At 66.9% G+C, this 22,277-nt stretch carries 20 protein-coding genes and 1 tRNA gene; 10 read left to right on the top strand and 11 right to left on the bottom strand.

Going from position 1 to position 22,277, the window contains the following annotated elements:
* Positions 1-5: 5 nt before the first annotated feature.
* The 5 genes from ROZ37_RS00745 to ROZ37_RS00725 all read right to left on the bottom strand — a co-directional run bounded on the left by ROZ37_RS00745 (position 6) and on the right by ROZ37_RS00725 (position 6,681).
* On the bottom strand, positions 6-1,349 hold the full coding sequence (locus ROZ37_RS00745) for an HD domain-containing phosphohydrolase (protein ID WP_312656692.1): 1,344 nt from the start codon (positions 1,347-1,349) through the stop codon (positions 6-8).
* Between the two features lie 315 nt (positions 1,350-1,664).
* Positions 1,665-4,244: an EAL domain-containing protein gene (locus ROZ37_RS00740; protein ID WP_312656691.1), complete on the bottom strand. Its 2,580-nt coding sequence runs from the start codon at positions 4,242-4,244 to the stop codon at positions 1,665-1,667.
* Positions 4,241-5,695: an extracellular solute-binding protein gene (locus tag ROZ37_RS00735; protein WP_312656690.1), complete on the bottom strand. Its 1,455-nt coding sequence runs from the start codon at positions 5,693-5,695 to the stop codon at positions 4,241-4,243. The genes ROZ37_RS00740 and ROZ37_RS00735 overlap by 4 nt, the downstream gene beginning before the upstream one ends.
* Before the next feature lie 123 nt (positions 5,696-5,818).
* Positions 5,819-6,193, bottom strand: a complete 375-nt coding sequence (locus tag ROZ37_RS00730) for a sensory rhodopsin transducer (RefSeq protein WP_312656689.1) — start codon at positions 6,191-6,193, stop codon at positions 5,819-5,821.
* A gap of 137 nt (positions 6,194-6,330) precedes the next feature.
* Positions 6,331-6,681 (bottom strand): hypothetical protein, encoded by a 351-nt coding sequence (locus ROZ37_RS00725; RefSeq protein WP_312656687.1) that lies wholly within the window; start codon positions 6,679-6,681, stop codon positions 6,331-6,333.
* A 122-nt stretch (positions 6,682-6,803) separates the two neighbouring features.
* Here ROZ37_RS00725 and ROZ37_RS00720 point away from each other — a divergent pair, with 122 nt between their 5' ends.
* The 6 genes from ROZ37_RS00720 (at position 6,804) to ROZ37_RS00695 (ending at position 12,577) form a co-directional block, all read left to right on the top strand.
* Entirely contained in the window at positions 6,804-7,634 is an 831-nt protein-coding gene (locus tag ROZ37_RS00720; protein WP_312656685.1) for a lectin-like domain-containing protein, read from the top strand.
* Between the two features lie 318 nt (positions 7,635-7,952).
* Complete coding sequence (gene groES / locus ROZ37_RS00715) at positions 7,953-8,243, top strand: co-chaperone GroES (protein WP_004311482.1); 291 nt, start codon at positions 7,953-7,955, stop codon at positions 8,241-8,243.
* 44 nt (positions 8,244-8,287) lie between these two features.
* Positions 8,288-9,949, top strand: coding sequence for a chaperonin GroEL (groL, locus tag ROZ37_RS00710; protein ID WP_312656675.1), 1,662 nt, complete (start codon positions 8,288-8,290; stop codon positions 9,947-9,949).
* A gap of 299 nt (positions 9,950-10,248) precedes the next feature.
* Positions 10,249-10,935 carry a response regulator transcription factor gene (locus ROZ37_RS00705; RefSeq protein ID WP_312656674.1) on the top strand — a complete coding sequence of 229 codons (687 nt, stop codon included), beginning with the start codon at positions 10,249-10,251 and terminating at the stop codon, positions 10,933-10,935.
* A complete protein-coding gene (locus ROZ37_RS00700) occupies positions 10,910-12,397 on the top strand; it encodes a sensor histidine kinase N-terminal domain-containing protein (protein WP_312656673.1) in 1,488 nt (495 codons plus the stop codon). The genes ROZ37_RS00705 and ROZ37_RS00700 overlap by 26 nt, the downstream gene beginning before the upstream one ends.
* A gap of 104 nt (positions 12,398-12,501) precedes the next feature.
* Positions 12,502-12,577: transfer RNA gene (locus ROZ37_RS00695), tRNA-Phe, on the top strand.
* A gap of 120 nt (positions 12,578-12,697) precedes the next feature.
* Here the strand turns inward: ROZ37_RS00695 and ROZ37_RS00690 are convergent.
* Positions 12,698-13,729 (bottom strand): alpha/beta hydrolase, encoded by a 1,032-nt coding sequence (locus ROZ37_RS00690; RefSeq protein WP_312656671.1) that lies wholly within the window; start codon positions 13,727-13,729, stop codon positions 12,698-12,700.
* Positions 13,730-13,946: 217 nt separating this feature from the next.
* Here ROZ37_RS00690 and hemA point away from each other — a divergent pair, with 217 nt between their 5' ends.
* From hemA to grxD, 4 genes are all read left to right on the top strand, one after another.
* On the top strand, positions 13,947-15,197 hold the full coding sequence (gene hemA / locus ROZ37_RS00685) for a glutamyl-tRNA reductase (protein WP_312656670.1): 1,251 nt from the start codon (positions 13,947-13,949) through the stop codon (positions 15,195-15,197).
* 67 nt (positions 15,198-15,264) lie between these two features.
* On the top strand, positions 15,265-16,344 hold the full coding sequence (gene prfA / locus ROZ37_RS00680) for a peptide chain release factor 1 (protein WP_312656669.1): 1,080 nt from the start codon (positions 15,265-15,267) through the stop codon (positions 16,342-16,344).
* A 1-nt stretch (position 16,345) separates the two neighbouring features.
* On the top strand, positions 16,346-17,233 hold the full coding sequence (gene prmC / locus ROZ37_RS00675) for a peptide chain release factor N(5)-glutamine methyltransferase (protein WP_312656667.1): 888 nt from the start codon (positions 16,346-16,348) through the stop codon (positions 17,231-17,233).
* A gap of 62 nt (positions 17,234-17,295) precedes the next feature.
* Complete coding sequence (gene grxD, locus ROZ37_RS00670; RefSeq protein ID WP_312656665.1) at positions 17,296-17,625, top strand: Grx4 family monothiol glutaredoxin; 330 nt, start codon at positions 17,296-17,298, stop codon at positions 17,623-17,625.
* Between the two features lie 158 nt (positions 17,626-17,783).
* Here grxD and ROZ37_RS00665 read toward each other — a convergent pair whose 3' ends face one another.
* From ROZ37_RS00665 to argH, 5 genes are all read right to left on the bottom strand, one after another.
* Positions 17,784-18,893 (bottom strand): nucleotidyltransferase family protein, encoded by a 1,110-nt coding sequence (locus ROZ37_RS00665; protein WP_312656663.1) that lies wholly within the window; start codon positions 18,891-18,893, stop codon positions 17,784-17,786.
* On the bottom strand, positions 18,890-19,759 hold the full coding sequence (locus ROZ37_RS00660) for an HprK-related kinase A (protein WP_312656661.1): 870 nt from the start codon (positions 19,757-19,759) through the stop codon (positions 18,890-18,892). The genes ROZ37_RS00665 and ROZ37_RS00660 overlap by 4 nt, the downstream gene beginning before the upstream one ends.
* Positions 19,756-20,031: a hypothetical protein gene (locus tag ROZ37_RS00655; RefSeq protein WP_312656660.1), complete on the bottom strand. Its 276-nt coding sequence runs from the start codon at positions 20,029-20,031 to the stop codon at positions 19,756-19,758. The genes ROZ37_RS00660 and ROZ37_RS00655 overlap by 4 nt, the downstream gene beginning before the upstream one ends.
* Positions 20,032-20,043: 12 nt before the next feature.
* Entirely contained in the window at positions 20,044-20,571 is a 528-nt protein-coding gene (locus ROZ37_RS00650; protein WP_312656659.1) for a hypothetical protein, read from the bottom strand.
* A gap of 279 nt (positions 20,572-20,850) precedes the next feature.
* Positions 20,851-22,248 (bottom strand): argininosuccinate lyase, encoded by a 1,398-nt coding sequence (gene argH / locus ROZ37_RS00645; protein WP_312656657.1) that lies wholly within the window; start codon positions 22,246-22,248, stop codon positions 20,851-20,853.
* Positions 22,249-22,277 lie beyond the last annotated feature (29 nt).

The raw sequence follows: 22,277 nt of genomic DNA, 5'->3' as shown, positions 1-22,277 counted from the left end.
GTCTCTCACGCCAGGTAGAACTCGGCCGGATCGATGCCGTAGGCGCCCGCGGGCAAGGCTCTGACGACCGAGTACGTTTGTCCGTCGGGAGTCACCGGGGCGTACAGCAGGTCGAGCATCGGCGGGTAGCGGTTCGGCGTCTTGTCGGGCGCGAGCAGCACGAGTACGCGCGGCAGCAGCCGGCGCACGCGGTTCTGTGCGATCACCGCGCCGACTTCGCCGGAATTGAGCTCGACGAGGGTGCCGGCGGGATACAGCCCGACGCACTGGATGAAGCCATCGACGACGGCCGCGGAAAACTTCACGCCGCGCAGCTTCACGAGGCTTTCGAGTGACCGTTGCGTGCTCAGCACTTCCCCGTAAGGGCGGCGGCGCGTCATCGCGCAGAAGCTGTCGACAATGCCTGCCATTTCCGCGTGCAGCCCGACTTCGTCGGCCCGCAGGCCGCGCGGGTAACCCGAACCGTCGACGCGTTCGTGATGCCGGGCGACGACTTCGACGACGCCGGGGAGGTCGTGCGCGCTGCCGGCGATGATCTGCTTCGAGAATTCGACGTGGGTCTTCGCCAGTTCCATCTCCAGCCGCGTGAGCGGGCCTTCCTTCTTCAACACCCGCTCCGGGAGGCGGACCTTGCCGATGTCCTGCATCAGGCCGACGACGCCGAGCATGGTCACGCCTTCATCGGCGAAGCCGAGGCTGCGCGCGAACAGCATCAGGTGAACCGTGACGTCGAGCGCGTGATGATAGCTGCTGCTGTCGTGGCGCTTGAGCCGCAGCAGCCAAAGCAGCGCGTCGGGGTTGCGTCGGATGCTGCGCATCATCTCCTCGACGCTGGCGACGACCGCGCGCAGGTCGGGTTTGCGGCTGCCCCGCACGTCGGCGACCACGAGATCGAACGCGCCGAGCGTGTCTTCGAACGCCGCCGCCGCGCGAATGAGTTCCTGCTCGACCTGGCAGGGTTCGTCGTCGGTTGGGAAGCTCCCACCGAGCCTCTTCGACGTGGCCGGGTCGATCTTGCCCTTGCGCACGAGATCGAGGATCTCGAGGAAGCCGGGTCCGGATTTGCCACGGGGGGCAGGGGACACGGCGGCCGCCGCGCGCGCGCTCTTGCCGACCTGCGACGCGACGTCTTCGCGGCCCGCGGTGCGGAAATGTTCGCCGACCGAGCGACTGCGATCGACGTAGATGAAGCGGCACAGCGATTTCAGCTGCGCGAGCGTCGCGTCGTCGTCGATGACGAAGCCTTGCAGCAGAAAGGGCGTGCCTTCCCAAGGGCGGTCGAGATCGGCGACGAACATGCCGATGCGCGCATCCTCGACGGCGAGAAGTTCGGCGCGCGCTGTCGTCATTTCGTGCCGGTGCGCCCGCCCGCGGCCCGTCGCGGGGTCGCAGCGAGCCGGAAAAAATCCGCAGGAATGCGCAAGGGTTTCAATCTCGCAGGGATCGTGAAGTTCGCCACACGCTCGGCATCGCCCTGCATTGACAGGGCGGGCAACTCATGTTGTCGCCAATCTACCGACAGAGCCGCCATTCTGCCATGCAAAGATGCGGCAGGCAGGCTCCGCATCGTTGCGGCGGGGAAGGACGGAGGCGGCGAGTCGACCGCCCGGCGGCTCGCCGCGCTGGGGGCGACCGGCTGCGCCCGGCGGCGACGAAATGGTGGGCTAGGCTGTCCCGGCTGTCGCCGGGAACCAGTGCCGCGCGAACGCGCTGGCGGCTTGCGGCTTGCCGAACAGGTAGCCTTGCAGCACGTCGGACTCCAACGTCGCGAGGAAGCGGGATTGCGCTTCGGTCTCGACTCCTTCCGCGACGACGCGCAGGCCGAGTGCGTGGGCCATGCGGATCGCGGCGACGACGAGAGCGCAGTCCTCGGCGTCGTCCGAAATGTCGCGCACGAAGCTGCGGTCGATCTTGATCGTATGGAACGGGAACGCGCGCAGATAGCTCAGCGACGAGTAGCCGGTGCCGAAGTCGTCGAGCGCGACCGTCACCCCGAGCGATTCGAGCGCGACCATTGCGTCGCGCACTTCGGACGGGTTGCGGATCAGCAGGCCTTCGGTGACTTCGATCTCGAGCTGGCCACGCGGGATCGAATATTTCTCGACGCATTCGCGCACCGCCTGCACGAGGCCGCTGCCTGAGAACTGGCGCGGGGACACGTTGACGGCGATGACGAACTCGCCGCCGTGCGCGGCGCGCCAGTGCGCGGCCTGCCGGCACGCCTCGTCGAGCACCCAGTTACCGATGCTGACGATGAGGCCGCTTTGCTCGGCGAGCGGGATGAAGCAGTCGGGCGACACGTGCCCGAGCTCCGGGTGATGCCAGCGCAGCAGCGCTTCGGCACCGACGAGCTTGCCGCTCTTCGCCGCGACGAGCGGCTGGAAATGCAGTTCGAGCTCGCCGCGATCGAGCGCGCCGCGCAACTGGCGTTCCATCTCGAGCCGGGCGACCGAATCGTCATGGATCTTCTGGTTGAAGAAGCGGTAGGTGTTGCGGCCCGCTTCCTTGGCTTCGTACATCGCCATGTCGGCATTGCGCAGCAGCACCGGCGGCGCCGCGCCATCGTCCGGGTACAGCGACACGCCGATGCTCGGCGACGCACCGAATTCGCGGCCGTCGATGCGGAACACCGGCGAGAACGCTTCGATGATCTTGCCGGCCGCGGTCTGCGCGTCCGATGCGGACTTCACGCCGCCGAGGATGACGAGGAACTCGTCGCCGCCGAGGCGCGCGACGGTGTCCTCCTGGCGGACGACCTCGCGCAGACGATCCGCCGCCTGGCACAGCAGCTCGTCGCCGGCGACGTGGCCGAGCGTGTCGTTGATCTGCTTGAAGTTGTCGAGGTCGATGAAGAGCACTGCGCACTTGTTGCCGCGGCGGTCCGCATGGCTGACCGCCTGCCCGAGGCGGTCGAGCGCAAGCGTGCGGTTCGGCAGGCCGGTCAGCGTGTCGTAATACGCCTGGTAGGCGACCTTTTCCTCTTGTTGCCGCCGCTGCGAGACGTCCTCGCGCATCAGCAGCAGGTGCGCCGGCAGGCCGTGTTCGTTGCGAACGGTGACCAGACGAAGGTGCTCCCAGTAATCGCTGCCGTCGGGCCTGCGACGGAGCCATTCGCCTTCCCAGTCGCGGCCGGCGACGAGCGCCGCCTGCAGCGCGGCCTCGGCCGAGTTGCTCCGGTCGTCGCCGTGCGGCACGGGGATCTCGCCCGGCAGCAGCGTTTCGGCCGGTCGGCCGGTGACGCGGACGTAGGCGGGGTTCGTGTATTCGACGCGGCGCTCCATCGTCGCGATCAGGACGCCGATCGGATTCTGCTCGACCGCCTGAGACAGCATCCACAGCCGTGCGTTGGCCGCGGCGAGCGCCTTCGTGCGCGCGATGACGCGGTCCTCGAGTTCCTCCCGCGCCGCGCGCAGACTGCGCTCGCGTTCGAGGACCCGGTTCTGCATCGCATTGAACGCGCCGGCGAGGTCGGCGATCTCGTCGCGGTCCGAGGTGTCGATCGGATCGCTGTCCTGGCCCGCGGCGAGGCGCGCCGCCGCATGGCGCAACCGGCCGATGCGGCGCGACAGGGAGCGCGCGAAGATCAGCAGTCCGCACCCGAGCGCGACGAAGCCGCCGAACGAGAGCATCAGGAAGAAACGCTGTTCGCGCCGTTGTTCGTATTGCGCCTGCCGGTAGGCGTCCTCGGCGGCGCTCTCGGTTCCGCTCACGAGGTCGCGCAGGATTGCCGAAATCGCCGCGTGCGGGCCGCGCGAACGCCGGTTCGTGATCTCCTCGGCCGCGTGCAGATCCATGTTGCGCGCGTGGCGGATGACTTCGCTCAACTCGTGGCGGTAGTGCTGCCAGTGCTCGGCGAGACGATGCGCGTCATGCGGCCGCGACTGCGCGAGCAACGCGAGGAAGGGCTCCATCTCCTCCGCGACCGCCACGATTTCGCTTTCGAGGCGTTCGAGGTGCTGTGGCAGCGCGAAGAAGTCCCGCACCTGCGGCAGTTCGAGTTCGTGCGTGCGCAGATCGTTGGTGCGCGTCTGCAGCCGATGCGTGGCCGCGAGCGGCCGGACTTGCTGGATCACCGCGTCTTCGAGCCGTCGTTCGGCATCATGCAGCGCGCGGTTGCCGAACAGCAGGAGCGTCACGACGAGCACGCCGCCGAGCGCGAACATCGCCGATAGGCGGACGAGCAGCGAGGGGCGGAGCCGCGGACCAGTGAAGAGCGGGCGGATGCGGGGCAGCGCGCGCTTCATCGTCCGCCTCCCGCGGATGCGCGCAACGCCCGCCGGTCGCGTGCCTGCGTCGCGCGACCGAGCCGCTGCGTGATTGCGTTCCAGTCGCTCGTCGTCCGCTTCATCGCTTCGGCGGCGCCGATTTCACCACGCGCCGCCGAGGTCAGGTGGCGGTCGAGCGCCGCGAGATACTCGCTGTCGCCGCGCAAGCCGGTGCCCGGGGGGCAGACGGCGGACCACGCGTCGGCGAAGACTGCGAGCGCTTCGGGTGTATACGCGTCGCGGACGCGTGGGTCGTGCAGATGGCTCCAACGGTATGGATCGGCAAAGCCGCTGCTGAGGCCGACTGAACGCAGCGAGACGTCGGGATCGGTGAGCCACATTGCATAGAGGAAGGCGAGCGCCGGGTGCGGCGCCGAGGCGGGGATCACGAGGTTGTTGCCGTAGATGATCGTGTTGCGGCGCACGAGCTTGCCGTTGTGCAGGTCGCCCGGGACGGGTACCGCCACGAAACGGCCGCGCACCGCGGAGCGCTCATCGTTGAAGAGGCGCGCCGCGGCGATGGTCGACAGGTTCGCGAAGGCCTTGCCTTGCGCGAACAGCGGCAGCACGAAGTTGTAACCCTTGCCGGGGTCGGTGATCCCCGGCGGCGAGTAGCGGACGGCCGCGACATAGCTTTCGGTCGCCGCGATCGCCGCCGCGGATTCGAGTTGCGGACGCATTCCGCGGTCGAAAAGCTTCGGGGCACCCTGGGTGGCGCTCAGGAAGCGCAGGCTCCAGTACATCCACGCGCCTTCCTCGTCGCGCTCCTCCGCACTGCCATACAGCCCTTGCGCGGGACGGTGGAAGAACTCCTGCAGCGCCTCGTATTCGCGCCACGTGCGCGGTGCTTCGAGCGCTCGACCGTATGTCTTTCGGAATGCCTCCTGCTCGTGCGGATCGTCGAGCAGGTCACGCCGCAAGTACAACACCGCCACGTCGCCGTCGGCGGGAACCGCGACAATCCGGTTGCCGAGCCAGGACTGGATGTCGGGGCGGATGAACCCGTCTGCGGACTCGCCGTCGAGCTGGAAGCCGAACTTCGCATACAGGGGCGTGAGGTCGTTGATCAGCCCCTCGCCGAACAGGTCAGGGTACTCATGGTTCCGCGCGACGGTGAGGTCGACCCGCTCCCACGACTTCAGCGTCTTGCGCGTTGCCTGCTGCGGCACGATGTGGGCATCGAGAACGATGCCGGTGCGACTTTCCCATTCCTTCTGCAGCGCGAGATCACGACCGAGGAAGGCGTCGATGTTGCCCTGCTTGAATCCGAGTCGCAGCGTCGTGCCGGCGGGCACGACCCCCGACTCGATAAGCTGTCGGACCGCAGCGACCGCGCGGTCCGCCTGGGCTCCCGCGCAGGCGGGCGCGGTGACGACGGTCGAGGCCAGCGACACGAGCAGGCCGAGCGAACGAAGGACGTTAAAGTGCATCGAGCGATATAACCTTTTGCGTAGCGCCCGCATTGTCACACAAAGTTACAGGGGCGGCCGTGGCAAAGGTACGCCTGTCACTGCATGTGCGAGCGGCGCGGCGCGGAGCTTCGGCGTTCGGGGTCAGTCGTCGGCGTAGGCGACGGTGGTCAGCAGTGCCAGCGCTGTCGGGCGGGAGTCGAGCCGTGTGTGCTGGACGACGATCGGTTCGTCGGAGACGAAGACGCTCGCATAATCCGTGTCGCGGGGAATCGGCTGCGGGTCGGCGAGGTCATTGAAGCGCAGGTGCAGCGTGCGCCGGGCGGGAACGGTGACGCGGTAGGGGCCGACCGGGTCGCGGTCGGCATAGAAGATCGTGATCTCGACGTGAGCGTCGCGCCCGCCGGCATTCAGCATGCAGGCCGTCTCGTGGCTTTCGAGCTGTCGGCTCACCGGGTCGCTCGACTCGGGAATGTAGCCCTCCGCGATCGCCCATCGCGTCCTGCCTATCGCTTTCATGGCGGCGTCCTCATCCGAATGCCGGGCCGGAATTGCGTGCTCCCGTCGCTCGCCGCACCGACGGCGCAATCCGCCGCAGTGCCGTTTGTAGTTCCGACACTGCGCCTGTAAATCTTCCCGGCCGTGGGTCCCGCCCGCTACGGTTTGTGCGTCATTCCGCCCGGATCCCGCGTGATCTTGTCCGGCTGGATGTCGTTCGCCTCGCGGCTGCTGTCGTCGCGGCCCGCGCAGCGGCGCTCGCCGGTTCCCGATGCGTCGGTGTCGCTGTCGAGGTTCGAGTCGCCGACGTCCGGTCCCGCGCCGTGGCCGAGATCCATGTCGGAGGTCGTCCCGCTCTCATTGCCGAGACCGACGTCGTCGGCGAGCCCGCCGGCGCCCGCGATGTCGCTCCCGCTGTCCGAGCTGTCGCTCGGCCCGAGGTCCGCCGTGCTGTGTCCCGGCGGCACGACCGGTATCTCGTCGCCGCCGAGGATGTTGCTCTTCGCCATGTTCGGTCTCCATCGGATTGAATCCTTGGTGCAGCATCATCCGTTCCAGGCCCATTGGCCCAGGCGAGTGCGAGGCACATATCCTGCTCGGTCGCGCTGCCCCTCCCGTCATGGAGAACACCATGAGTCGAACCCATCAGCTCGCCGCTGTGCTCGCCCTCGGCGTGTCGTCAGCCGCGTCGGCAATCACTATCACTTTTGATGATTTCTCCTCGACCGCTGGACTGCAGCACAACGGTGCGGCAGCGACCGCGACCGATGCGGCGGGACGGTCGGTTCTGCGCGTCGCGCCCGCCGAGCGTAACCAGGCGGGCTCGGTATTCAGCACGTCGCCGATCACGCTCGCCAACGAAGCGTCGTTCAGCACGAAGTTCCAGTTCAACTTCAACAACCAGGTCAACGGCGGCGCCGACGGACTGGTGTTCGTCGTGCAGACGGTGTCGAACACCGCAGGCAGCGACGGGGTCGGAATCGGCTATGCCGGGCTCGGGAACAGCGTCGGGGTCGAGTTCGACAACTGGAACAACCCCAGCGTCGACGGCGCCAGCGCGAACCATGTCGGCATCGACCTCAACGGCAGTGTCAACTCGGTCGCGCGCAACGACAACCTGCCGGTCGCGCTCGACGGCGGCGGCGACCTGTTCGCATGGATCGACTACAACGGCGCGACCGATCTGCTCGAAGTGCGGCTCGACGATGTCGACGCCCGCCCGGCAGCTTCGCTGCTGTCACTCACGACCGACCTCGTCGGCGTCCTGGGCAGTCCGGACGCGTTCGTCGGCTTCACGTCGGCGACCGGCGCGGCGGCTGCGAATCACGACGTGATCGCCTGGGAGTTCCGCGACATCTTCGCACCGGTCGGCGAGCCCGGTGCCGTGCCCGAGCCGATGTCGCTGCTGCTGGTCGCGGTCGGTCTCGTCGGGCTCGGGGCGACGACGCGTCGCCGTCCCTGATCGGTCGCGCGGGCGAACGGGCTCCGGTCGCCCGCAGCGCGCTGCGCACCCTTGCGCCGCGCCGCTTCATTTCCCTCGCTGTGTGAGACGCGGCCACAGCCATCCGGTGCCTGGATGCTGCGCCGCGTTGCCGACGCGGCTTCAGCCATTCCCGAAATCTCTATTTCGCGCTCTTGAATTCGCGGGGGGGCGTCCCTATTATTAGCACTCGTTGGCAGTGAGTGCTAACGGCCCCCGGGGCAAGTTCCCCCGCCATACCGAAATTCAGGGCGGGTCAGGCCCGCCATACGTTGAATTCGAACAAAAGGAGTGACCTCGATGAAAATTCGTCCCTTGCATGATCGCGTGATCGTCAAGCGCCTCGAAGCCGAGCGCAAGACCGCCAGTGGCATCGTCATCCCCGACTCGGCCGGCGAGAAGCCCGACCAGGGCGAAGTGCTCGCCGTCGGCAACGGCAAGATCCTCGACGACGGCAAGGTTCGTCCGATGGCAGTCAAGGTCGGCGACAAGGTGCTGTTCGGCAAGTATGCCGGCCAGACCGTGAAGGTCGAAGGCGACGAACTGCTCGTCATGCGCGAAGAAGACATCATGGGTGTCGTCGAGGCCTGATCGCCCGGCCCGACCCGTCCAACGAATTCAAGGAGCTTTAAAGAATGGCAGCCAAAGAAGTCAAATTCGGTGATTCCGCCCGCGACCGCATGGTCGCCGGCGTCAACATCCTCGCGAACGCGGTCAAGGTCACGCTCGGCCCGAAGGGCCGCAACGTCGTGCTCGAGCGCTCGTTCGGCGCCCCGACGGTGACCAAGGACGGCGTGTCCGTCGCGAAGGAAATCGAACTGAAGGACAAGTTCGAGAACATGGGCGCGCAGATGGTCAAGGAAGTCGCGTCGAAGACCTCCGACATCGCCGGTGACGGCACGACGACCGCGACCGTTCTGGCGCAGTCGATCGTCCGCGAAGGCATGAAGTTCGTCGCCGCCGGTATGAACCCGATGGACCTCAAGCGCGGCATCGACAAGGCCGTCGTCGCCGTCACCGACGAGTTGAAGAAGCTGTCGAAGCCCTGCTCGACCAACAAGGAAATCGCCCAAGTCGGCTCGATCTCCGCGAACTCCGACGCCGACATCGGCGACATCATCGCGCGCGCGATGGACAAGGTCGGCAAGGAAGGCGTCATCACCGTCGAAGACGGCAAGTCGCTGAACAACGAACTCGACGTCGTCGAGGGCATGCAGTTCGACCGCGGCTACCTGTCGCCGTACTTCATCAACAACCCGGACAAACAGGTTGCCGTCCTCGAGAACCCGTTCGTCCTGCTGTTCGACAAGAAGATCTCGAACATCCGTGACCTGCTGCCGGTGCTCGAGCAAGTCGCGAAGGCCGGCCGTCCGCTGCTGATCATCGCCGAAGACGTCGAAGGCGAAGCGCTCGCGACCCTGGTCGTCAACAACATCCGCGGCATCCTGAAGACCTGCTCCGTGAAGGCGCCGGGCTTCGGCGACCGTCGCAAGGCGATGCTCGAAGACATCGCCGTGCTGACCGGCGGTCAGGTCATCGCCGAGGAGGTCGGTCTGACCCTCGAGAAGGCGACGCTGGCCGAGCTCGGCCAGGCCGCGCGCATCGAAATCGGCAAGGAAAACACGATCATCATCGACGGCGCCGGTGAAGCCTCGCGCATCGAAGGCCGCGTCAAGCAGATCCGCGCGCAGATCGAGGAAGCCACGTCCGACTACGACCGCGAGAAGCTGCAGGAGCGTGTCGCGAAGCTGGCCGGCGGTGTCGCCGTGATCAAGGTCGGCGCTGCGACCGAAGTCGAGATGAAGGAGAAGAAGGCCCGCGTCGAAGACGCGCTGCACGCGACCCGTGCCGCGGTCGAAGAGGGCATCGTCCCGGGCGGCGGCGTTGCGCTGCTGCGTGCCCGCGCGAGCCTCGGCGAGCTGAAGGGCGACAACCACGACCAGGACGCCGGCATCAAGATCGTGCTGCGCGCCCTCGAGCAGCCGCTGCGCGAGATCGTCGCGAACGCCGGTGACGAGCCGTCGGTCGTCGTCAATCGCGTCGTCGAAGGTTCGGGCAACTTCGGCTACAACGCCGCGACCGGCCAGTACGGCGATCTGGTCGAGATGGGCGTGCTGGATCCGACCAAGGTCGAGCGCACCGCGCTGCAGAACGCCGCGTCCGTCGCCGGCCTGATGCTGACCACCGACTGCATGGTCGGCGAGCTGGCCGAAGAAAAGCCGGGCATGGGTGGCATGGGCGGTATGGGTGGCATGGGCGGTATGGGTGGCATGGGCGGCATGGACATGGGCATGTAATGCCCGTCTAGGCTGTCGTCTCCGGGCCTCGCGGTCCGGAGTCAGCGATGCGAACGGCTCCGCTGCGGCGGGGCCGTTCGCATTTGTACGCGCGAATTCTTTCCGCCGCGCCGCAAGGCGAGCGTGGGATAATCGAATGGACTTGGGAAAAAAGCGGCAGGGAGCACCGGTTGCGCGAACCGATGCTCCCCGGAACGTCGCCGCAAAAACGGCAGGCATTCCCTGAGACCGAGTAATAGGAGAACAGCGGGCGCCAATCTAGCCGTATCCGCTTACATTCAACTTACATCCTTATTCCCATGCGGATTCTTCTGGCTGAAGACGACCCGGTCATCGCCGATGGCCTCGGCAGGGCGCTGCGCCGTGGCGGCTTTGCGGTCGATCACGTGATGTCGGGCGCCGAGGCGGACACCGCGCTCGCATCGCAGACATACGATCTGCTGATCCTCGACCTCGGCTTGCCGAAACTGCCCGGCATCGAAGTCCTGAAGCGCCTGCGCGCGCGCAAATCGACGGTGCCGGTACTGATCCTCACTGCCCAGGACGGCGTCGAGGAACGGGTGCGCGGGCTCGACGCGGGCGCCGACGACTACCTGACGAAGCCGTTCGCGCTGCCCGAGCTCGAAGCCCGCGTGCGGGCGCTGACGCGGCGGGGCACGGGCCAGCCGCGCTGCATCGAAGTCGGCTGCCTCTCGTATGACCAGGCTGATCGTGTCGTCAAGATCAACGGCCAGGTCGTCGAACTGTCCGCGAGGGAAATCGGCCTCCTCGAAGTCTTCGTGCTGCGTGTCGGCCGCCTCGTCAGCAAGGACCAGTTGGTCGACCACCTGTGCGGCTGGGGCGATGAAGTGTCGAGCAACGCGATCGAAGTCTATATCCACCGCCTGCGAAAGAAACTCGAAGCGAGCGGCGTGCGCATCGTGACGGTGCGAGGTCTCGGTTACTGCCTCGAAAATCCTGATGCCGAGCAGGCGGCGAAAGCCTGAGAAGACGGCGGCGGGAAATCGACCGCCGTCGCAGCCGAACTCGCTGTTCGGCGAGATCCTCGACTGGATGCTCGCGCCGCTGCTGTTCCTGTGGCCGATCTCGATCATCGTCACGCACAACGTCGCCGACAACATCGCCAACGAGCCGTACGACCGCGCGATGGCCGACAGCGTGCGGGCGCTCGCCCGCCTCGTTTCGGTCGAGGAGGACAAGGTCGCGGTGCATTTCCCGGCGCCCCCGCGCGCCCTGTTCCGCGCCGATCAGGACGACACCGTCTATTACCAGGTCGCCGATTCGGGCGGCGAGGTCGTGACCGGCGATCGCGAGATTTCCCGCGTGCCGCCGCCCCCGGCGCTCATTCCCGAAGAGGTGCTGTATCGCGACGACATCATCCACGGGGAAGAGGTGCGCATCGCGTACCAGTTCCTGCGCGCGTGGCCGGAGCCGGAGAGTCCGCTCGTGCTCGTGCAGGTCGCCGAGACGCGCAACAAGCGCAGCGATCTCGCGTCGCGCGTCGTCACCGGCGTGCTGCTGCCGCAATTCGCGATCATCCCGATCGCGGTCGTGCTGGTGTGGGTCGGCCTGACGCGCGGCATCGCGCCGCTGAAGCGGCTGCAGAGCCTCATCCGGCGTCGCCGGCCGACCGACCTTTCACCGATCGCCGCCGCGAGCGTGCCCGAAGAAGTGCGTCCGCTGGTCGTCGCGTTCAACGACATGATGGCGCGGCTCGAAGAGAACCTGCAGGCGCAGCAGCGCTTCATCGCCGACGCCGCGCACCAGATGCGGACGCCGCTGACCGGGCTCAAGATGCAGACCGACCTCGCGCTGCTCGAGACCGATCCGGCGCAGTTGCGTGAATCCCTACAGCGCATCGCCGACAGCACCGATCGCGCGAGCCATCTGATCAACCAGTTGCTGTCGCTCGCGCGCGCCGAGGCGAGCTTCGAAAAGCTCTACGCGGTCGAGCAGGTCGACCTCGAAACGATCGTCCGCGACGTCGCGCTCGAACTGTTCCCGCGCGCGCAGGCGAAAGGCATCGACCTCGGCATCGAGCCTTGCGGCCATCCGCTGCTGATCGAAGGCAACCCGGTGCTGCTGCGCGAGATGATCAAGAACCTGATCGACAACGCGATCAAATACACGCCCGACCATGGCCGCGTGACGGCGCGCACCCGCGTCGCCGGCGCGATCGTGTTCGAGGTCGAAGACACCGGCATCGGCATTCCCGAGGCGGACCGCGAGCGGGTGTTCGAGCGCTTCTACCGCGTTCTCGGCAGCGGCGTCGACGGCTCGGGGCTCGGGCTCCCGATCGTCCGCGAGATCGCCGAGTTGCACCGTGCCACCGTCGCCCTGACGCCGAATCCCTCCGGACAGGGCTCGCTCGCGCAGGTCCTGTTCCCTCGCGGCCAGCTCCCGACCCCGCCGGCACCGCCCTTCGTCGACTCGTTTCCGGTGACCTGAGCGCCGCCGAGGCGTTCTGAAACGCCGAAGATTCAACACTAACCGCCGAATCTCGCGAAGACGTTTGACTGCCGCGTGAATCCCGCTATAATGCGCGCTTTCCCGGCCAGGTAGCTCAGTTGGTAGAGCAGCGGACTGAAAATCCGCGTGTCGACGGTTCGATTCCGCCCCTGGCCACCAAGGAATTTCCTGCGAAGCCCAGCCCGAAACGGCTGGGCTTCGTGCTTTCCGGCATCGGTGCCGCGAGGGGGCAGGGGGTCGGCGCGCGGACGCACTACCGCGCCGGCGCGTCCGGTCGCTTCAGGTCTTGCCGGCGACCGGCTCGATCGCGCGGAATTTGCCGTACGAGTGCGCAGATTGTGCGCTTGGGATCTCCGCGGCGGCGATGCGATCAATCGCGCGGGCGATCGCGTCCGGTGCGGCGTAGTGCAGCATGTGTCCTTCGCCGGGTAGCAGATGCAGCGTGCTATGCGGCAGTTCGTCGTGCAGCCTCGGCGACTGGCTCGCCTGCCGGACAACTCGGTCGGCGGCGCCGGCGAAGATCTCGACCGGCAGCGTGAGCGTCCGGTAGCGGGGCGCGAGCCGCTTGGCGTTGCCGCGCATCAGCCAGCTCTCCTCGGCGCTCGCGCGCAGTTGCCACGGACGCACGATCATCGATTCGGGCACCGCGGCGCCGAATTCGGGGGCGACCGGCCGCGGGTGAAACATCAACCGCCGCATCGCGGGCAGGATCGCGCGCGCGAGAACCGCGGACACCGTGTAGCGCATCGCGGCACCGATGACCGGCAGCCGCGGTGTGGCGAGCAGCGGGGCATCGAGGCGCAGCGTCGGGTAGTCATAGCCGGACACGAGCACGAGGCCGCGAACTTGGACATCCGGCTCGAAAGCGAGGGCGAGCGCGATCTGCGTGCCGAGGGAGTGTCCGACGACGACCGCGTCCGCGGCGTCTAGGCGCCGCAGCGCTCGCGCGAGCAGTGCCGCCTGACGTTCGGCGGGCCACATGCCGCTGCCGGACGGTCGCTCCGAGTGTCCGAAGCCGGGGCGGTCGAACGCAATCACGCGGTGGCGTGCGGTGAGCCGCTCGAACAGGCCGCAGCCGACGAAATCGGCAGCGGACGCGCCATTTCCATGCAGCAACACGACCGGCGAGCCCGTTCCCGCTTCGAGGTAGTGGAGCCGCCGACCGTCTACGTTGACGAAGCGTCCGGTCGGCGGATGGCGTTTCTCCGCGCGCCGTCCGCTCGTCCAGGTCAGCAAGGCGGTGCCCGCGAGGGCGGCTGCGATCCACGCCGCGCGCGAGCGGCCGGATGTGCATCGGTCTAGGCGGTCCATCGCGTCTCTTTCTCCTTCGAGCCGCGGCGCGGCGACCGGCTCCGATCGCAAGCCTCGTGCCCGGCGATGCAGGCACAAATCCCCCGGTCGATCGCCAAAGTGGCGAGAGCGGCGCCGCAAATTGCCGAAAATGCAACAGAACCGCCTGATTTTGCGCAATCTTTACGGGTTTCACGCAGTGTTATAATTTGCGCCTCGGTCCCAATGCTGCACGCGAATGCAACTCTACGCCCTCGGTTTGAACCACCACACTGCGCCGCTCGACATCCGCGAGCGCGTGGCGTTTCAGCCTGAGCGGCTGGATGACGCGCTGCACGACCTGACGGATGCGCAACGAGTCCGCGAAGCCGCGATCCTGTCCACCTGTAACCGTACCGAGCTGTATTTCGCGACCGAGCAGCCTCAACTCGCGGCCGACTGGCTGGCCCGTTTCCACCGGCTGCCGCTCGCCGATGTGTCGCCCTATCTGTACACCTATCCGCAGCGCGACGCGATCCGGCATGTTTTCCGCGTCGCCAGCGGCCTCGATTCGATGGTGCTGGGCGAGCCGCAGATCCTTGGTCAGGTCAAGGACGCGGTGAAGCGCGCCGAAGAGGCGGGCACGATGGGAACGCTTTTACACAAGCTGTTCCAGAACACCTTCGCCGTCGCGAAAGAGGTCCGTTCGACGACCGCGATCGGTGCGAATACGGTGTCGATGGCCGCCGCCGCGGTGCATCTGTCGGAGCGTATCTTCGAGCGCATTTCCGACCAGCGGGTGCTGTTCATCGGCGCCGGCGAGATGATCGAACTGTGTGCCGCGCATTTCGCGGGCGCCAATCCCAAGCAGATCGCGGTGGCCAACCGGACCGAGGAGCGCGCGCAGGTGCTCGCGAGCCGTTTCGGCGCCGAAGTGATGCGCCTGGACGTAATCGGCGAGATGCTGCCGCGGTTCGATATCGTCGTTTCCTGTACCGCGAGTCCGTTGCCGATCGTCGGCCTCGGCATGGTCGAGCGCGCGGTGAAGGCGCGGCGGCACAAGCCGGTCGTGATGGTGGACCTCGCGGTGCCGCGCGACATCGAGGCGGAAGTTGGCGGACTCGACGACGTGTTCCTCTATACGGTCGATGATCTCGCGCAGGTCGTCGATGCCGGAATCGAGTCGCGCCAGCAGGCCGTGATCGAGGCCGAGGAGATCATCGACTCGCGCGTCGACGGCTTCCTGCACTGGATGCACTCGCGTGACGCGGTGCCGACGATCCGCGCATTGCGACACCATGCCGAATCGTTGCGCGCCGCGGAGGTCGAACGGGCGGCCAGGCTGCTCGCAAAGGGCGAGGACCCGCAGAAGGTGCTCGACGCGCTGAGTCACGGCCTGATCAACAAGCTGATGCACGGGCCGACGCGTTTTCTGAACCAGTCCGACGGCGAGCAACAGGCCGACGCGAACCGGCTCGTGCAGAAGTTGTTCAACCTGAACTCCCACTAACCTCCCACCGGCATTCCGCTGCCTCCGGTGGCGGCGCCTTCCGGCTTTCATTCCACCACGAGCTTCCATGAAGCAGAGCATCCGCGAAAAGCTCGAACTATTGACTCGTCGTCTCGCCGAACTCGACCGGGAGTTCGCGGCGGAGGGCGCTGCGCGCGACATGGGCGCTTTTCGGGCGCTCGGACGCGAGCGGGCGGAGATCGAGCCGGTCGTCGCGCTGTACGACGATTTTCGCCGGGCCGAGGCGGACCGCGAGAGTGCGCGCGAGATGCTGGCCGACCCCGAGATGCGCGAGCTCGCCGAGAGCGAGCTCGAAGCCGGCGACGCGCGCCTCGCGCAACTCGAAAGCGAGTTGCAGCGCGCGCTGCTCCCGCGGGATCCGAGCGACGCGCGCAACCTGTACCTTGAAATCCGCGCGGGCACTGGCGGGGACGAGGCGGCGCTGTTCGCCGGCGACCTGCTGCGGATGTACGCTCGCTACGCCGAGCGTCAGCGCTGGAAGGTCGAGATCGTGTCGTCTAATCCGTCCGATCTCGGCGGTTACAAGGAAGTCATCGCCCGCGTCGTCGGCTCGGAGGCGTACTCGAAACTCAAGTTCGAGTCCGGCGGGCACCGCGTGCAGCGCGTCCCGGTCACCGAAACTCAAGGGCGCATCCACACCTCCGCGTGCACCGTCGCCGTGATGCCGGAGGCGGACGAGGTCGAAGAGGTGAGCATCAACCCGGCCGATCTGCGCATCGACACTTTTCGCGCGAGCGGTGCAGGGGGCCAGCACATCAACAAGACCGACTCGGCGGTGAGGATCACGCACCTGCTGACCGGCATCGTTGTCGAATGCCAGGACGACCGCTCCCAGCACCGCAACCGTGCGCAGGCGATGTCGGTGCTCGCCGCGCGCATCCACGACGCGCAATTGCGCGAGCAGCAGGCGCGCGAGGCGGCGACGCGAAAGAGCCTCGTCGGCAGCGGCGACCGGTCCGAGCGCATCCGCACCTACAATTTCCCGCAGGGGCGCATCACCGACCATCGCATCAACCTGACGCTGTACAAGCTCGACATGGTCATGGACGGCGAGCTCGATGAGCTCATCGACGCGCTGACGCAGGAGCACCAGTCCGACCTGCTCGCGGCGCTCGCGGGCGACTGAGATGCCGCAGACGGAACTCGCCCCCGACATCACCGGCGCGCTGAGCTGGTCGCGAAAGCGCATCGACGCGGTCGATGCGCGGATCCTGCTCCGACATGTCCTCAAATGTTCCGCGGTACGGCTCGCGGCCTATCCCGAGGCACGGCTCGAAGCGCCGGAGTGGGCGGAGTTCCAGGCGCTCGTCGAGCGGCGCGAAGCGGGCGAGCCGGTCGCGTATCTCGTCGGAGAGCGCGAATTCTTCGGCCGCAGTTTCCTCGTCACGCCCGCGGTGCTGATTCCGCGGCCCGACACCGAGCTGCTCGTCGAGCTCGCGCTCGCGCATTTCGGCGACAAGGCGCACACCCGTGTGCTCGATCTCGGCACTGGCAGCGGCGCGCTCGCGGTGAGCCTCGCCCTCGAACTGCCCGAGGCCGATGTCACCGCCGTCGACCGTTCGCGCGAGGCATTGTGGGTGGCGATGGCGAACGCCGCGCGCCTGAAGGCGAGCGTGTCCTTCGTGCTCGGCGACTGGTTCTCGTCGCTCGGCGAAGACCGCTATCAGCTGATCGTCGCGAATCCGCCTTATGTCGCGGCCGCGGATCCGCATCTCGACGAAGGCGACGTCCGCTTCGAACCGAGCGTTGCGCTCGCTGCCGGCCCCGATGGACTCGACGACCTTGCCGCGATTGCGGCCGAAGCGCCGCGCCATCTCGAACCGGGCGGCTGGCTGTTCATGGAGCACGGCTACGACCAAGCCGCGCCGGTGCGCGGCCTGCTGACCGACGCGGGCTTTTCCGCGATCGGCTCGTGGAAGGATCTTTCAGGCATCGAGCGCGTGTCGGGCGGCCGGTGGCTGGGACGCGGTCGGGACGCGGGTGACCGCGGCGCGGCGCCCGGACGCGACTATTGACGGCCGTTTGGCCTGTCCCTAAAATTTCCCGACTGAATCACTCAACTTTTGAGGCGCAGAACATGGACGTTCAGGAAATCATCCGCAGCCAGGTCACCAGCAACCCCGTCGTGCTGTACATGAAGGGAACCCCGCAATTTCCGCAGTGCGGATTTTCCTCGACCGCAGTGCAGATTCTCAAGCACAGTGGCGTGCCGAAGTTCTTTTCGGTGAACGTCCTCGAGCACGACGAAATCCGCAGCGGCATCAAGGAGTTCGCGAACTGGCCGACGATTCCTCAGCTGTACGTCAACGGTGAGTTTGTCGGCGGCTGCGACATCATGCGCGAGATGTACGAGAACGGCGAGCTGCAGGAAGTACTGAAGAGCGCGGGCGCGACGCAGCAGGGGTAATCGCGCGTTGTCGGGCGGCCGGCGGCGCGTATTGGGGCTAGCCGCGCGGTTGCGCCGGTTTTCCGCGGGCGGCATCACGCTCCCGAGGCGCATGTAGCGTCGTCGATTATTCGATCAAGGCAGCAGGGGCGGTCGCCCGTGTCACGAAACCGGCCGATTCACGGCTGGCCTTTTCGTGACGGCTCTTCGGCCGGCCGCAGCAGGCGCGCCCGCATCCTCAATGCCGTCTTTCGCGCGAGATGCGGGACCAGCATCGGCAGCGGCATGCGAAGCCGGTGATAGCGCGCCAGCATCGCCGTCCGAGCGAGACGAACGGCGGTCGGCGGTGGAAAGTCCGGGTCCGACGGCAGCATCGCGTGCGGAGCCGACCATTCCATCAGACGCCGGGAAATGGCACCGGGGGAGCCGATTCGTTCGAGCATTCCCTGCGCGGTCGGCGTGCCGAGCCACGCGCCGGCGAAGCGCAGTCCGTACCAGAGCGGTCGCCGCAGCCCCAGTTGGCCTGCGCGGGCGACGAGACGCTCGGCGAAACCTTCCCGGCGAAGAAAGCAACGCAACAACGCGTCGATGTCGACGATTTCGCGCACCCGCAACGCGAGATCGCCGTCGTGAAAGCAGTGCACGCACGCGTGCAGCACTTGATCTTCGGGGCTCAGGACCCGGAACGCCGAGCCCGGAACCGGCACGCTCGCGTCGAACAGCGGGCGGGCGTCGAAACCGAGGGTGCCGGTTACCGGAGTGATCGCGTGATGCAGGTCCAGCTCCAGCACCCGGCCGGGAAAACGCATCGGCGGCGTTTCGTGGCTCCAGTCGCGGTAATAGCGCTCGTCATAGGCGTCGAGCGGCGCTGCGACCCAACCCGCGGCGCGCAGACGCTGCTCCACCGGTCGCAGATGCGCGTTCGGCACGAGAAGATCCACGTCCGAGGCAAAACGACCGTTTGCCATCCGCCCGCCCTGCAGCGCATAGGCGCCGCCTTTGAGCGCGATGACCGGAAAGGCGGCGTCGCGCAACACCGACGCGAGCGCGTCGAGCTCGCCGAGCAGCATGCGAGCGTTGAATGCGGCGATCCTGCTGGCCGACACCAGATGTCGGCGCACCGGTTCGGGCACGCTGTGGTTGCCCTCGTTGGCGGCGGCCAAGCGGCCATGGAGGCCGGTCATGCGGGCGAGGCGGAGCACGCGGTCCCACTGGGCCGTGTCGATACACAGGGGTTCGCGCGTCCCCCGAAGCAATAGCTCGAGTTCGGCCCGCAACTGCGGTCTCACGCGAACCCCACGAACAAATGTTCGATGTGGTCGATGGCGGCGCCGAGGTCCCCGTATTCGAGTTCGCAGGCTTTTACCGATCGAGCGAGCCGTGCGACAGCGTGAAAACCGACCGGGCCGAGGCTGCGGTAGTTGAAACTGTTGAGGCCCAGTCGCATCGCGGTCTCGGCGGTGGACAGCGGCGTGGAGCGCAGTGGCGCGCCGTCGCGAAAGCGCGGGAAGATCACCAGCCTCGGTGTCGCGGTTCGATGGCGGTCGGCTACGCTGGCTTTGCTCGGTACGAAGTGCGACACATCGCCTTTGCGCGTTTTCGGGAATATCGGACCGAGCACGGTTCCGGGGAGGCTCCCGATGACATCGATCGAGCGATTCTTCAGCGCGGCGGGCTTCAGCAGCGGGTGCACGTGCCCGGACTCGGGATCGACCACGCCGAACTCGTCGGAGAGAAAGCGCCAGCCGGCGAGATGAAGCGCGCAGGTCAGCGTGCTCTTGCCGGAGCCGGGTGCGGCCGGCAGGATCAGCGCGTGGTCCCCGCGCGCCAGCACGCCGGCGTGAAGCAGCAGGTAGGCGTTCAGGCGCTGCGCGAGCAGCCAGTTGCTTCCCCATTCGAACAGCGGCAACGCAGAGTGCAGCGGGTAGGGCTCGAAGGGGCGAAGGCCCTCCGACCACAGGTCCACCTGCCGCCCCCATACGTGCCACCGCGACCCGGGTCGCAACGCCACCCGAACATCGGCGAAGCCGTCGACGGGGGCTTCATCGCGATGTCCGTAGATGAAATCCAGTTGTGCCTGAAAGGCCGGTATCTGCGAAGTCACCGCGATGCGCGCGGCGCCGAGATCGAGCAGGCGGTAGTCGACAGTCCTCAAACCGCTCCTTCGTCTTGACCGCCGCCGAGGCTCGACAGGGAGTGCGCGAGGCGCTCGAGGCCCGGGGGCCAGCCGCCGGCGGCTCGAATCTCGCCGAGGAACTCATCGAAGCGTGACTCCTCGATCGCTGCCGCAGCCTCGAGCAGCACCTCGACCGCACCGCCGCTGAGCAAATGCGTGTCCCACCACAACGGGTCCAGGAAAAGAAACTGCCCGTCGAGTGACGGGCAGTGTGCCTCCATCCAGGCGCGCGGGCCGTGCGGTAAGTGCATAGGGCGATCCGGTCAGCCGCCGAACATGTAGTTCACGACGATGCCGGGGTTGACCGAGCTCAGGCAAGAAGAAACCGCAGGTGCGAATCCGTCGCCCTGTGCGGTGTAAGTCGGGTACGTCCCGATCTCGTTGCCGGCGTAATCGAAATAGGCCAGCACCCACGCCGTCTTCGGGTAGCCGTTGACTCCGTTTGTCTTGAGGACGGCGTTCGGAATGACGACCGACGGGTCGTTGGCCCGATAGACGACGCCGCCCACCGCGAAGCCGTCTTGCACCCCGTTGCCGTTGCTCTGGTATCGGTTCACCTCCACCATCTTCCACGCCCAGTTCCCGCCGGCAGGTGTCGAAGGCGGTGTCGGGCCGATGAAGAATTGCGCCGTTCCAGCCGGATAGCCGCCGTCGACTTTGGCGATGCAGCCCAGGGACGCCGCCGCCAGCGGTCCGCCGTAGCCCAAAGTCATCACCGAGGACGCTCCCAGTGCGCCCTTCAGCAGGCGTCGACGCCGCTCGTCCGCATTGTCTTGCTCTGTCTGAGTCATTTCGAACCCCTTGTTTCGGCAGCCGGCAAGAAATTACCGCAGTGGCCGCGACGCTGTCAGTTCCGCTCCCTGCAACCATAGCAAATATCGCGCCGAGATTGGAAGACTCTGCAAGCTACTGACATACAACCGGTTTTTGCGAATCGTCGTGCTGTCGCCCGTCCGGCTGTAAGAAACTCCGACAGCGGCGCCGGCGACAACACGGTCGGCTCGTGCGCGGCGTACCGCTGCAGAGCGAGCAATGCGCTCGTCCCGCCAGGATGACGGGACCGCGGCAAATCATGCGCTCCTGCCGCGCGCCGCAGCGATCGCGGCGCGAACCTGCGCGGGCGCGGTGCCGCCGACGTGCGCCCGGGATGCGAGCGAGCCTTCGACGGTCAGCACCGCGAAGACGTCCTCGCCGACCAGAGGCGAGAATTCGCGCAACTCGTCCAGGCTGAAATCGGACAGGTCGCAGCCCTTCGCGTCCGCGGCGCGCACCGCCAGCGCGACCGCCTCGTGCGCATCGCGGAACGGCAGCCCTTTCTTCACCAGGTAGTCCGCGAGATCCGTCGCGGTCGCGTAGCCCTGCTTCAGCGCATCGCGCATCGCGTCGGCCTTCACGCGGATGCCGGTGATCATGTCGGCGTATATGCGCAGAGTGTCGATGACGGTATCGGCAGTGTCGAACAGCGGTTCCTTGTCTTCCTGGTTGTCCTTGTTGTACGCGAGCGGCTGTCCCTTCATCAGCGTCAGCAGACCGATCAGGCTGCCGTTGACGCGACCGGTCTTGCCGCGCACGAGTTCGGGGACGTCCGGGTTCTTCTTCTGCGGCATGATCGACGAGCCGGTGCAGAAGCGATCAGCGAGATCGATGAAGCCGATGCGCGGGCTCATCCACAGGATCAGCTCTTCGGACAGGCGCGACAGGTGCGTCATCAGCAGCGCCGAGGCGGCGCAGAATTCGATCGCGAAATCGCGGTCGCTGACCGCGTCGAGCGAGTTGAAGCAGACTTCATCGAAACCGAGTTCGCGTGCGACGAACTCGCGGTCGATCGGGTAGCTCGTGCCGGCGAGCGCGGCGGCGCCGAGCGGCAGGCGGTTCAGGCGCTTGCGGCAGTCCTGGAAGCGCTCGGCGTCGCGACGGCTCATCTCGTAGTAAGCCATCAGGTGGTGACCGAAAGTCACCGGCTGAGCGACCTGCAGGTGGGTGAAGCCGGGCATCGGCGTCCCCGCGTGCTGATCGGCGATGTCGAGCAGGTTCTTCTGGAAATCGCGGATCAGCGCGAGGATGTCGTCGATCGCGTCGCGAAGCCACAGGCGGATGTCCGTTGCGACCTGGTCGTTGCGGCTGCGGCCGGTGTGCAGCCGCTTGCCGGCGTCGCCGACGAGCGCGGTGAGTCGTTTTTCGATGTTCAGGTGCACGTCCTCGTCGTCGAGATTCCACGCGAAAGCGCCGTGCTCGATCTCGTCGAGAATCGTCGCCATGCCGCGCTCGATGTCGGCGAGGTCCTTCGCGCCGATGATCCCTTGGCGCGCGAGCATTTTCGCGTGCGCGAGCGAGCCGCGGATATCCTGTCGCGCCATCCGCTGGTCGAAGAAGAGGGATGCGGTATAGCGCTTCACGAGATCCGAGACCGGCTCGGAGAATCGGCCCGACCAGGCCTTGGCCGGCTGCGAGGAGGAGGTGTCTGTCATAATGTCCGTGGAAGGGAAAAGCCTGACCG

Origin of the sequence: Aromatoleum sp. (assembly GCF_032027225.1) — a bacterium.
Lineage (GTDB): Bacteria > Pseudomonadota > Gammaproteobacteria > Burkholderiales > Rhodocyclaceae > Aromatoleum.
This window is presented reverse-complemented; position numbering and strand designations above follow the sequence as displayed.